A 12320-nucleotide genomic window follows, 5' to 3' on the forward strand; every position below is an offset into this window, starting at 1 on the left:
GCCCCTGGCGGGGCGCTCACCTAGCGGCGCCGGATACGTGAGGTCTCCCTCGCGCACCATGCCCAGCCCGCCGCCGCCGTCGCCAGTACCACCGCCCAGCGGTCGTGGGACGTGGGCCAGCGGGGGTCGGTGGGCTGGACGAACAGGTCCCAGTCGTGCGGGAGGAGCAGGGGGGCCGCCACGGCCGCCAGCAGCAGCCCGGTCGCCACGCCCCGGCCCGGGGTGGTGTGGTGCGTCGTCCGCAGCACGGCCGCCGCACCGGCGACCGCCAGCAGGGCGACCGCCCCTGCCTCCAGAGTGACGTCGGCGGCCGGCGGACGCACGTCCGCCGGTACGACGAGCAGCACCGCCGTCCACCACAGCACCACGAGCGGGGCGACGGTCACCGCGCGCAGCACCTGCCGCAGCGGGCGCGGCACCGGCACGGCGGCCGTCGTGTGCCGGGCCGGGTCGTCCAGGAGGAACGCCAGGCCCAGCCCGCCGGCCAGCGCCGCGCCCCGCAGCCCCAGCAGCACCGCCCCGGCGGCGGGCTCCCGGTCGGCCCACCCGGGCAGCCCGGCGAGCAGCAGTCCCGTACCGCCGGCCGCGGCCAGCGCCCGCCACGGCACCGTCCGTGCCACCGGCCGCGCCAGCGTCCGTACGTCCCTCAGCCCTCGCACTCGTCCGCCTCCACCGGTCCCGGGATCTCCAGCAGTTCGGCGGCGCGTGCCGTCGTCACCCCTGGTGTGGTCAGTTCGTCCCAGTGCGCGCGCACCTTCTCCGCGACGCCGTCCCGGTCGTCCTTCTCCAGCAGCCGGCGTACGACCTCGGTGTGGGCTCCCGCCATCTCCATCGGCTCGGTCGGCGACAGGACGACCGCCGCGCCCTCGACGCTGTCGTCGAGACGGACCCGGCTCAGGGCGCTCACCGGATCGTCCTGCCAGGCCAGGGCGAGCCACATGACGGTCACCATCCGCCCGTCGCAGACCGCGCTGCCCTCCTCCTCACTGCCGGCGACCAGCACGGAGGCCACGGCCGCGGAGAACTCCGGCACCCGGTTGCCGCCCCAGTCGGTGCCGACGGTCACCTGGTTGCGGCGGGTCACCGGATCGATCGCGGTGTCACTGTCCAAGCCGTAGGTGAGGTCGATCCGCTGCCGCACGAGGAGCGGCCGGCTGTGCGCGGAGCCGCCGGCGAGCGACCGGACCTCGTCGACCACCTCGGCCCAGTCCTCGGTCCGCGGTAGCCACTCGTCGAAGGCGCAGTACCGCGAGCCGTTCCGCTCCACGCACCGCTGCTCCGTCTCCGGGGTGAGCGAGACCCGCTTCCGGGCGGCGATCAGCTCCGCGGACTCGCCCCCGGTCTGGCCGTACGCCCCGGTCAGGCCCATCGCCAGGGTCACGGCGACCCCGGCCTTGACGGCCGCGCTCCGGCCCCCCGAGACCAGTACGGCCAGGAACGCCAGGAAGAGGGCGAGGCCCGTCAGGTACAGGGCGTGCCAGGCGGCCGGGCGTCCCAGCAGGTCGGAGGGGAGGGACTGGTAGGTGGCCCCGGGCACGACCGGGCTCAGCCAGGTCGCGTCCTCGCCGCCCGTCGGGAACGGGCCGGCCACGAAGGTGAGCAGGTAGAGGGCGCCCGCCAACGGCCCCGCCCAGACCGAGCGGACCAGCCGGGCCAGCAGGACGCCGGCCGCTCCGAGCAGCAGCACGGTCAGCGGCCCCACGGCCAGCTCCGCCGGTGAACCGCTGCCGATCGCCCCCGGCTTGAGCGCCTCCCACGTGAACTGCCAGGCCACGAAGAGCACGGTGAGCAGGACGACGGGGACGAGGGACAGCAGGTGCGCCGCCGTGCGCCGCCCGGCGGACACGACCAAGGCCCCGAACCACGCCTCGGTGCCGTACCGACGGGACCGCAGCGCGGCGGCATTGGCGCCGAGCAGCACGGCGAACCCGATGAGCAGCGGCCCGTTCTGGGTGGCGCGGTCGGCGTTCTGGAGCGCCGGGAACCCGTCCCAGGAATCCGGTGTCCGCCACACGACCAGAGCGGCGTACAGGACGAAGCAGACGAGCACGACCTTGCTCAGCAGCAGTCGCCGCGCCTCGAACCGGGCCAGCGCGAACACGGCCCGCGCGCCGCCGGTCTCCGCCTCCCGCACGGCCGCCGGGGTCTCCTCGATCACCGCGCTCATGCCGCCGCCACCTCCGCGCCCGCACCGTCGAGGACGAGCAGATAGCCGTCCTCCAGGGTGGGTTCGAGCAGTTCGGCCCCGTCGGGCGGATCACCGACGTTGCGGAACTCCCCGGTCCCCGTCCGCCACCCGGCCATCGCGCCCTCGTCCCGCCGCTCGCTGCTCCACACCCGTCCGTTCGCCCGCGCGGTCAGCTCGGCCGGGGTCCCGTCGAACCGGATGCGCCCCTCGGCCATGACCAGCACCCGCCGGCACAGCATCGCCACGTCCTCCGTCTGGTGGGTGGAGAGCAGCACGGTGCGCCCCTGTCCGGCCTCGGCGATCAGCTCCCGGAACCGCATCCGCTGCTCGGGGTCGAGCCCGACGGTCGGCTCGTCCAGGACGAGGAACCCGGGGTCGCCGACGAGCGCGGCGGCCAGCGCGACACGCTGCCGCATCCCCCCGGACAGCTTCTTGATCCGCCGCCCGCGCACCTCGCCGAGCCCTACGTCGTCGAGGACGCGCCGCACCTCCCGGTGCCGTTCGCCCCGGTCGGTCAGCTCCTTGAGGATCGCGACGTAGTCGACGAAGGCGAAGGCGGTGAAGTCCGGGTGGAAGCCGGGCGTCTGCGGCAGGTACCCGAGCCGCCGCCGCACCTCCTGCCGGCCGCGCGTGGTCCCCGGATCGTGCCCGAGGACGGTGCAGGTCCCACCGTCGGCGGGCACGGCCGTGGCGAGCACCCGCAGCAGCGTGGTCTTGCCCGCCCCGTTCGGCCCGATCAGCCCGGTGACCCCGGGGGACAGCCGCAGCCCGACGTCGTCGAGGGCCCGGGTCCGCCCGTAGCTGAGCGACAGCCCGGAGGCGGAAACAGTGATGGACACGGAGTTCTCCCCTGTCGATGTCAAGAAAAAGGTTCGTCGGCGGACGCGGGCGTCAGGCCCCGGGCCGCCGCGCACGGTCGAAGCGGTCCCGGGCGCCCCACAGCAGCAGGCCGGCCGCCACGGCCACGCCCCCGCACACGCCCTGCCCGGCCGCCGTGAACGGAGCGAGCGGCCCGGCGGCGGACTCCCGCGCCGCCTCCGCCACGACCAGCACCGCGATCCAGCCCCCGCCGACCACGGAGGGCGCCGCCACCGGCCCCAGCCGCGGCGTCAGCGCCAGCCCGCCCGCGGTCAGGGCGAGCGCGGGCAGCAGCCAGGCCAGCGCCCGCAGCCCGTACCCGGGCAGCGCCAGCGTGGCGAGCCCGTTCAGCCCGATCCCGACGCCCAGCACGGCGACCGTACGGATCATCAGCAGCCGGAACCCGTGCATCGGCGCCACGACGGCCATCTCGTACGCGGGATCGAGCGCGGGCCCGTACGAGAGGGCCACCCCGGCCAGCGGCAGCAGCGGAGCGAGAGCCAGGAAGAGCGTCGGCGACTCCCCCGCCGACCTCAGCCCGGCGACTACGGACATCACCAGCACCACGGCCACGGCCCCCACCCAGGAGCGCCGCAGCACGGGCGTGGCCGCCAGCAGCCGCGCGGTGTGATCGGCGACGCCCACCCGCACCAGGAGCCGCTCCCACACCCCCGCCCGGGGCGCGTCCAGCTCGGCGTCGAGCCGCTCCCACCCGGCGTCCAGCGCGGCCCGGTCGGCGATCTCCGCCAGCACGCCCCGACACCGCGCGCAAGCGGCCGTGTGCGCGTCGGCGGACCACACGGCGGGCGCCACGAGCACCCCCGCCGCGTAGTCGCGCAGCTGCTCCTTAGACAGATGCCACCCGTCAGCAGTGCTGTGGCTCATGCCAGGGCCTCCCGCAGTTGTCTCCGGGCCCGCATGGCCCGCGTCTTGACCGTCCCCGGCGGTATCCCGAGCAGCACGGCGGCCTCGCGGGTGGTCAGCCCATCCACGACCGTCGCCTGGAGCACCGCGCGCAGCTCCGGGGAGAGCCGCACCAGCGCCCCGGCGAGATCCCCGTGCTCGACGCCGGCGAGCACCCGCTCCTCCGCCGACGCCTCCTCCCGGTGCCGCAGCCGCGCCAGCGCCTGCCGCATCCGCCCCCGCGCGCCGTCGCCCCGCAGTACGTCGATCAGCCGCCGCGACCCGATCCGCCACAGCCACCCGGCGACGTCGCCGTCCTCCCGGTACCGCGCGCTGCCGCGCCACACCGCGAGGAAGGTCTCCTGCACCACGTCGTCGACGACGCCCGGATCGGCGCACCGCCCCCGCAGCCGGGCCGTCAGCCACGGCGCGTACCGCCGGTACAGCTCCTCGAAGGCGTGCCGGTCACCGTCGCGGGCGACGGCCCGCAGCAGCTCCCCGTCGCTTCTCGTTCCGCTCACACCCCCTCATCGCACGACCCCCGCCGACCGGTTCACGCCCCGCCGACCGGTTCACACCCCGGGGACCGGTTCACGCCCCAGGGACCGCTTCACACGGTGGCAGCCCGGTTTTCCCCGGCGCACGCGCGGGCGCACTTACGCACGCCCGAGCGCTCGGGCCACGGTCCTCTCCAAGCCGCCCCCCGCTATCCCGCACGTCATGTCCCCGTAACCGTCGATTCAGACGAGCTTGCGACGCTCACCGAATGAAGCCCGCCGTGCCAGAGCCTTCGCGACCCCCGGAGGGATACGCGCTCCCGCCCGTCCTCTCCGACGCGCCCCTCCGGCACGTCGCGCGGAAGAATGGGTCCATGAGCCAGCCCAGCAGTCAGGCAGAGGTCCAGCACACGCAGCCCTCCGTGGGCTCCATCGCCGCACACCGCCCGCACACCATCGCCGCCGCGGTCTCCGACCTGGAGCCCGACCTCGACTCCGACCTCGACGAGTACGAGGACCTACAGGACACCGCCCAGAGCGGTGACGGAACCGGCACGGGCCCACGCTCCCTGCTCCCCCAGGGCCGCTTCCTCGACCGCGAACGCAGCTGGCTCGCGTTCAACGAACGCGTCCTCGAACTCGCCGAGGACCCGAACACCCCCCTCCTGGAGCGGGCCAACTTCCTCGCGATCTTCGCCAGCAACCTGGACGAGTTCTTCATGGTCCGCGTGGCGGGTCTGAAGCGCCGCATCACCACCGGCGTCGCCACCCGCTCCGCCTCCGGCCTCCAGCCCCGCGAGGTCCTGGAGATGATCTGGGCGCGCTCGCGCGAGCTCATGGCCCGGCACGCCGCCTGCTTCCACGAGGACGTCGCCCCGGCCCTCGCCGACGAGGGCATCCACCTGGTCCGCTGGGCGGAGCTGACCGAGAAGGAACAGGCCCGCCTGTTCACCCTCTTCCGCCACCAGATCTTCCCGGTCCTGACCCCCCTCGCGGTCGACCCGGCCCACCCCTTCCCCTACATCTCGGGCCTCTCCCTGAACCTCGCGGTCGTCGTCCGCAACCCGGTCACCGGCCACCGCCACTTCGCCCGCGTGAAGGTCCCCCCGCTGCTCTCCCGCTTCCTGGAGGCGTCCCCCGGCCGCTACGTCCCCATCGAGGACGTCATCGCCGCCCACCTGGAAGAGCTGTTCCCGGGCATGGAGGTGCTGGAGAGCCACGCCTTCCGCGTCACCCGCAACGAGGACCTCGAAGTGGAGGAGGACGACGCGGAGAACCTCCTCAAGGCCCTCGAGAAAGAACTGATGCGCCGCCGCTTCGGCCCCCCGGTCCGCCTGGAGGTCGAGGAGTCCATCGACCGCGAGGTACTGGACCTCCTCGTCCGCGAACTCAAGATCACGGAAGCGGAGGTCTACCCCCTCCCCGGGCCCCTGGACCTCACCGGCCTCTTCCGCATCCACAGCCTGGACCGGCCGGAGCTGAAGTACCCGAAGTTCGTCGCCGGCACCCACCGCGACCTCGCCGAGGTCGAGTCCGCGTCCGCCCCCGACATCTTCGCCGCCCTGCGCAACCGCGACGTCCTCCTCCACCACCCGTACGACTCCTTCTCCACCTCCGTGCAGGCGTTCCTGGAGCAGGCCGCGGAGGACCCGGACGTCCTGGCGATCAAGCAGACGCTGTACCGCACCTCGGGCGACTCCCCCATAGTCAACGCGCTCATCGACGCGGCCGAGGCCGGCAAGCAGGTCCTCGTCCTGGTCGAGATCAAGGCCCGCTTCGACGAGCACGCCAACATCAAGTGGGCCCGCAAACTCGAAGAGGCGGGCTGCCACGTCGTCTACGGCCTGGTGGGCCTCAAGACCCACTGCAAGCTCTCCCTCGTGGTGCGCCAGGAGGGCGAGACCCTGCGCCGCTACAGCCACGTCGGCACCGGCAACTACCACCCGAAGACGGCCCGGCTCTACGAGGACCTCGGCCTGCTCACCGCGGACCCGCAGGTCGGCGCGGACCTGTCCGACCTGTTCAACCGGCTCTCCGGGTACTCCCGCCGGGAGACGTACCGGCGGCTCCTCGTCGCACCCAAGTCGCTCCGCGACGGCCTGGTCTCCCGTATCCACAAGGAGATCCAGCACCACCGCGCCGGCCGCCCCGCCTCGATCCGCATCAAGGTCAACTCGATGGTCGACGAGGCGGTCGTCGACGCGTGCTACCGGGCCTCGCAGGCCGGCGTCCCGGTCGACGTGTGGGTGCGCGGCATCTGCGCGCTGCGCCCCGGCGTGGACGGCCTGTCGGAGAACATCCGGGTCCGCTCGGTCCTCGGCCGCTTCCTGGAGCACTCCCGGATCTTCGCCTTCGGAGGCGGCGGCGAGTCCGAGATCTGGTTCGGCAGCGCCGACATGATGCACCGCAACCTCGACCGCCGCATCGAGGCCCTGGTCCGGGTCACCGACCCGGCCCACCGGGCGTCCCTGAACCGCCTGCTGGAGACGGGCATGTCGGACACGACCGCCTCCTGGCACCTGGGCCCGGACGGCGAGTGGACCCGGCACGCGACCGACGCGGACGGTCACCCCCTGCGCAACGTCCAGGAGATGCTCATAGACGCCCGGAGGCGCCGGCGTGGCACAGCGACACCTTGACCCGACGCACAGCCCGGCCCCACCGGGCCCACCACCCCCACGGGACCGCCTTACGACCACCCCCGCCCCCCACCCGGCGATGCGCACCCCGACGCCGGACACCCCCATGAGCGCGGACATCCCCGTAGCCGCGGACAGTCCAGTAGCCGCGGCCACCCCCGTGACCGCGGACGCCCTCGCCGCCTATCTCCGCGCCCAGGCCACGGAGTTCCTCCGGGCCCTGCGCCAGCACGGTGAGAACGGCGCGGCGCACGGCACCGACGGCTCCGTGGACGCGGCCCGCGCCCTGCGCCGCGCGGCCCGCCGCGTCAGCGGCAGCCTGCACACCTTCCAGTCGCTGCTCGACGTCGACTGGGCGGAGGCGATCCGCCCGGAGCTGGCCTGGGTGTCGGGCACGCTGGCGCTTGAGCACGCCTACGCGTCCCGCCTCGAACGCCTGCTGCAAGCACTGCACCGGCTGTCGGGCTCGTCGGCGCCGCCCCTGGCGCCGGCGGACACCGGCGGCACGGCGGCGGACCCCACGCCCCCGGCGCGGAGCGTGCCGGCGCAGGCGGCCCGCCCCGAACGAGGCGCCCTCACCGTCGGCGCGGCCAAGGCGGGCGCCCTGCTGGACCGCCAGCTGACCCTGGCCCGCACTCGGGCGCACTCCACGGCCCTGCAAGCCCTCGGCAGCAGCCGCTTCCACGCGGTCGCCGACAAGGTCGCGGTGCTGGCCAGCGACGTCCCGCTGACCGGCGGCGCGGCCACCGCGGACCTCCGCCCGCTGGCGACGGCGGCCGAGGGCCGGCTGACCGACGCGGTGGCGGCCCTGCCGCTGATCACCGCGGGCAGCCCGTACAACGCGGAGGCGCTGGTCCACGGCCTGTCCCCGGACCCGGCGCCGCACCCGCAGGACACGCCGTGGCACCAGGTCCGGCTGCTGCTGCGCCTGCACCGCTACGCCCGTGAGGTCGTCGCCCGCGGCGACGCCCCTGTCGGTGTCCGGCTGCTCGCCGCGGGCGAGTCCCTGGACCGGCACCGCGACGCCTCGGAGGCCGCGGCCGCCGCGGCCCAGGCGGCCCGCACGCCGCGGATCGCCCCGGCGACGGCGTACGCGCTGGGCGTGCTCCACGCCGACCAGCGGCATGAGGTGGAGGCGGCGAGGTACGCGTTCCAGCACTGCTGGCGCAAGGAGACGGCGGGCACGCCGTAGCGGGCCGCCCCACCGGGGCGAGGCGAGGAGACGAAGTGAGCACCTCCGGAGAAGGAGCGAGCGCCTCCGACGACACCACGGTCCTGGCAGCCGGCTGCGTCCTGTGGCGCCGCTCCCCGGCGACCGGCGGGCCGGAGATATGCCTCGTCCACCGGCCGAAGTACGACGACTGGTCCCACCCCAAGGGCAAGCTGAAGCGCGGCGAGGACGCGCTGACCGGTGCGCTGCGCGAGGTCGCCGAGGAGACCGGGCACGCCGCGGCGCCCGGGGTGGAGCTGCCCACCGACCACTACCTGGCGAACGGCCGGCCCAAGCAGGTGCGCTACTGGGCCGCCGAGGCCGTCTCCGGTGCCTTCGCCCCGAACGACGAGGTCGACCGCGTCGTCTGGCTGTCGCCGGACGCCGCCCGGACCCGCCTCACTCGACCGAGGGACGCCGACCTGATCGACGCCCTGCTGGCCACGGAGCCCCTGGCATAGTCGGGACGGCCGCCGGAATCACCCCGTGTCCTCGACGTAAGCGTTCCGTGACCTCACCGCACCGTCCCCAGGGGTTCACCCCTCGTTCATGTACGGCCATCGGCGGCTTCACCTGATCTGCCTAATTTCGGCCTTACCCGATACGGGTCGCCCTTCGAAAAGCCATCCGAAGGCGTCCGTGCCGCTCCGTCTTCAACGCTCAGCCCTCGCACGCCGCCGGATTTCAGGACGGCGGCTCCTGGAAGGAACTCCCTCAAGTGAAGCTTCAGCGCAAGAACCGGCGGGCCCTCGCTCTCGGTGCTCTCGCCGTCTCCGGCGCCCTGGCCCTCACGGCGTGCGGCTCCGACGACACCGGCAGCGAGAACGCCGGCAGCGACTCCTCGGCCTCCGCCACCTCGTCGATCGAGTGCGACGACGCCTCGGGCCAGCTCCAGGCGTCCGGCTCCTCCGCCCAGAAGAACGCGATCGACGCCTGGGTGAAGCAGTTCGCCGCGGCGTGCAAGGGCGTCCAGATCAACTACAACCCGACGGGTTCGGGCGCCGGCATCACCGCGTTCACCCAGGGCCAGACCGCGTTCGCCGGTTCGGACTCCGCGCTGAAGCCGGAGGAGATCACCGCCTCCAAGAAGGTCTGCAGCAGCGGCCAGGGCATCGACCTGCCGATGGTCGGCGGCCCGATCGCCGTGGGCTTCAACGTCCCCGGTGTCGACTCCCTCGTGCTGGACGCGGCGACCCTCGCCCAGATCTTCGACAGCAAGATCACCAACTGGAACGACGAGGCGATCGCCAAGCTCAACCCCGACGCCAAGCTTCCCGACCTGAAGATCCAGGCGTTCCACCGCTCGGACGAGTCCGGCACGACGGACAACTTCACCAAGTACCTCAAGGCCGCCGCGCCCGACGACTGGTCCTACGAGCCCGGCAAGTCCTGGGAGGCCAAGGGCGGCCAGTCCGCCTCCGGCTCCTCCGGCCTCGCCCAGCAGGTGACGCAGACCTCCGGCGCCATCTCCTACTTCGAGCTGTCCTACGCCAAGGGCGGCATCAAGACCGTCGACATCAAGACCGAGGCCGCCGAGCCGGTCAAGGCCACCGTCGAGAACGCCACCGCGGCCATCGGCGCCGCGAAGGTCGTCGGCACCGGCAAGGACATGGCGCTGGAGCTGGACTACACCCCCTCCGCCGACGGCGCGTACCCGATCACCCTGGTGACGTACGAGATCGTCTGCGACAAGGGCAACAAGGCCGAGTCGCTGCCCGCCACCAAGGCGTTCCTCAACTACATCGCCTCCGAGGACGGTCAGGGCCTGCTGGCCGACGCCGGCTACGCCCCGATGCCCGACGAGATCATCACCAAGGTCCGCGAGACCATCTCGGGCCTGAGCTGACCCGAGTGCGGTCCGGGCCCCCGCAGTACGGGGTCCGGGCCGCACCGTCCGGTGCACCGCCGCCAGGAGCCGCCCGACAGACGGCCGGCTCCGCAGACCGGAGAACCCGATGGACATATCTACGCAGAACACCACCTCACCCCCCTCCTCCCAGCCCCAGCCGACCGGCACCGAGGCCAAGCAGGCCGCCCGCGGTGCCAACCGCCCCGGTGACCGTGTCTTCCTCGGTCTCTCGCGCGGCTCGGGCATCTTCGTCCTGGTCCTCATGGCCGCCATCGCGGCGTTCCTGACCTATCGGGCCGCCATCGCGATCAGCAAGGACGAAGCCAACTTCTTCACCACCTTCGAGTGGAACCCCACCGCCGTACCACCGCAGTTCGGCATCGCGGTCCTGGCCTTCGGCACCATCGTGTCGTCCCTCATCGCCATGGCCATCGCCGTCCCGGTCGCGGTGGGCATCGCGCTGTTCATCACCCACTACGCCCCGCGCAAGCTCGGCGGCACGATCGCCTACGTGATCGACCTCCTCGCCGCCGTGCCGTCCATCGTCTACGGCCTGTGGGGCGCCCTCGTCCTCGTACCGCACCTGAACGGCCTCTACGGCTGGCTCGACGACTACCTCGGCTGGACCGGCATCCTGGAGTGGAACGGCGGCGCGCCGCGCTCGCTGCTCACCGTCGGCATCCTGCTGGCCATCATGATCCTGCCGATCATCACCAACGTGAGCCGTGAAGTCTTCCGGCAGGTCCCGCGCATGCACGAGGAGGCCGCCCTGGCCCTCGGCGCCACGCGCTGGGAGGTCATCCGCATGTCGGTGCTGCCCTTCGCCCGCTCCGGCGTCATCTCGGCCTCGATGCTCGGTCTCGGCCGCGCCCTCGGCGAGACGATGGCCGTGGCCATGGTGCTCTCGCCGACCTTCGACATCACCGCCAGCCTGCTCGACCCGGGCGGCGGCACCTTCGCGCAGAACATCGCCAGCAAGTTCAACGAGGCGACCGAGATGGGCCGCGACGCGCTGATCGCCTCCGGTCTCGTCCTCTTCGTCATCACGCTGCTGGTCAACGGCGGGGCCCGCATGATCATCGCCCGCCGCAAGGAGTACTCGGGGGCCAACGCATGAGCAACGCGACTCTCACCGACAAGCGCCCGCCCAGCTCCCTGCGCGGCGCGACCCTGCCCAAGTGGTTCGCCTGGGCGGTCGCCGCGGGCGCGATCGTCCTCGGCCTCGGCATCAGCACCGCCGCCGGCCTGGACAGCTCCATCCAGTGGGCGCTGATCGCCGCGCTGCTCTTCGTCGCCGGGACCTACGGCATCTCCGCCAAGGTCGAGGGCGGCCGCCAGGCCAAGGACCGGGTCGCGACCAGCCTCGTCTGGGTCGCCTTCCTCCTGGCGGTCATCCCGCTCGCCTCCCTGGTGTGGACGACCGTCAAGCGGGGCATCGAGGTCCTCGACGGCTACTTCCTCACCCACTCGATGGGCGTCGTCGGCGACGCCGAGCCCGGCGGCGGCATCTACCACGCCATCCTCGGCACGCTGGAGCAGGTCGGCCTGGCCGCCCTGATCTCCGTGCCGATCGGTGTGCTGACCGCGATCTACCTGGTCGAGTACGGCCGCGGCCGGCTGGCCCGCTCCGTCACCTTCTTCGTCGACGTCATGACGGGCATCCCGTCGATCGTCGCCGGCCTGTTCGTCCTCAGCCTGTGGGTGCTGATCCTGGGCATGGGCCCCTCCGGGTTCGCCGGCTCGATGGCCCTGGTCATCCTGATGATCCCGGTCGTCGTCCGCTCCACCGAGGAGATGCTCAAGCTCGTACCGAACGAGCTGCGCGAGGCGTCCCTGGCGCTGGGCGTGCCCAAGTGGCGCACGATCCTGAAGGTGGTCCTGCCGACCTCCATCGGCGGCATCATCACCGGCGTCATGCTGGCCGTCGCCCGCATCACCGGTGAGACGGCGCCCGTGCTGCTGCTGGTCTGGGGATCGGACTGGATCAACGCGAACCCGTTCAAGGACGCGCAGGAATCGCTGCCGATGTACATCTACCTGCAGTACAGCGCGGGCTCCGAGCCGTCGGTCAACCGTGCCTGGGCGGCAGCCCTGACGCTCATCGCGTTCATCATGATCCTCAATCTGGCGGCCCGCGGCATCGCCCGCTGGAAGGCCCCGCGTTGACGATCTGCGG

Annotated in this window: 11 protein-coding genes; 6 read left to right on the forward strand and 5 right to left on the reverse strand. The window is 73.0% G+C overall.

Annotation, left to right across the window (positions count from 1 at the left end; all coding sequences use genetic code 11):
- Positions 1–20 precede the first annotated feature (20 nt).
- Genes UW392_RS65800 through UW392_RS65820 form a run of 5 tightly spaced genes read right to left on the reverse strand, consistent with a single transcriptional unit; the run spans position 21 to position 4470 of the window.
- The gene (locus UW392_RS65800; protein ID WP_320785041.1) at positions 21–659 is read right to left on the reverse strand and encodes an ABC transporter; all 639 of its coding nucleotides are present in this window, start codon (positions 657–659) and stop codon (positions 21–23) included.
- Positions 647–2167, reverse strand: a complete 1521-nt coding sequence (locus UW392_RS65805) for an ABC transporter permease (RefSeq protein ID WP_320785042.1) — start codon at positions 2165–2167, stop codon at positions 647–649. The genes UW392_RS65800 and UW392_RS65805 overlap by 13 nt, the downstream gene beginning before the upstream one ends.
- Complete coding sequence (locus UW392_RS65810; protein WP_320785043.1) at positions 2164–3027, reverse strand: ABC transporter ATP-binding protein; 864 nt, start codon at positions 3025–3027, stop codon at positions 2164–2166. The genes UW392_RS65805 and UW392_RS65810 overlap by 4 nt, the downstream gene beginning before the upstream one ends.
- Positions 3028–3079: 52 nt before the next feature.
- Positions 3080–3931, reverse strand: a complete 852-nt coding sequence (locus UW392_RS65815; RefSeq protein ID WP_320785044.1) for a zf-HC2 domain-containing protein — start codon at positions 3929–3931, stop codon at positions 3080–3082.
- Complete coding sequence (locus tag UW392_RS65820; protein ID WP_320785045.1) at positions 3928–4470, reverse strand: RNA polymerase sigma factor; 543 nt, start codon at positions 4468–4470, stop codon at positions 3928–3930. Before UW392_RS65820 ends, UW392_RS65815 begins: the two co-directional genes overlap by 4 nt.
- A 245-nt stretch (positions 4471–4715) precedes the next feature.
- Between UW392_RS65820 and UW392_RS65825 the strand changes: the two genes are divergently transcribed.
- The 6 genes from UW392_RS65825 (at position 4716) to pstA (ending at position 12310) form a co-directional block, all read left to right on the forward strand.
- Positions 4716–7085 carry an RNA degradosome polyphosphate kinase gene (locus UW392_RS65825; RefSeq protein WP_414497867.1) on the forward strand — a complete coding sequence of 790 codons (2370 nt, stop codon included), beginning with the start codon at positions 4716–4718 and terminating at the stop codon, positions 7083–7085.
- A 106-nt stretch (positions 7086–7191) separates the two neighbouring features.
- Entirely contained in the window at positions 7192–8277 is a 1086-nt protein-coding gene (locus tag UW392_RS65830; protein WP_320785047.1) for a CHAD domain-containing protein, read from the forward strand.
- Between the two features lie 35 nt (positions 8278–8312).
- Positions 8313–8756 (forward strand): NUDIX hydrolase, encoded by a 444-nt coding sequence (locus tag UW392_RS65835; RefSeq protein WP_320785048.1) that lies wholly within the window; start codon positions 8313–8315, stop codon positions 8754–8756.
- Positions 8757–9013: 257 nt separating this feature from the next.
- Positions 9014–10141, forward strand: coding sequence for a phosphate ABC transporter substrate-binding protein PstS (gene pstS / locus UW392_RS65840; RefSeq protein WP_320785049.1), 1128 nt, complete (start codon positions 9014–9016; stop codon positions 10139–10141).
- A gap of 109 nt (positions 10142–10250) precedes the next feature.
- Positions 10251–11261, forward strand: a complete 1011-nt coding sequence (pstC, locus tag UW392_RS65845; RefSeq protein WP_320785050.1) for a phosphate ABC transporter permease subunit PstC — start codon at positions 10251–10253, stop codon at positions 11259–11261.
- A complete protein-coding gene (pstA, locus tag UW392_RS65850; RefSeq protein ID WP_320785051.1) occupies positions 11258–12310 on the forward strand; it encodes a phosphate ABC transporter permease PstA in 1053 nt (350 codons plus the stop codon). Before pstC ends, pstA begins: the two co-directional genes overlap by 4 nt.
- The last annotated feature ends 10 nt before the right edge of the window (positions 12311–12320 follow it).

The organism is Streptomyces sp. CRN 30 (genome assembly GCF_034105845.1).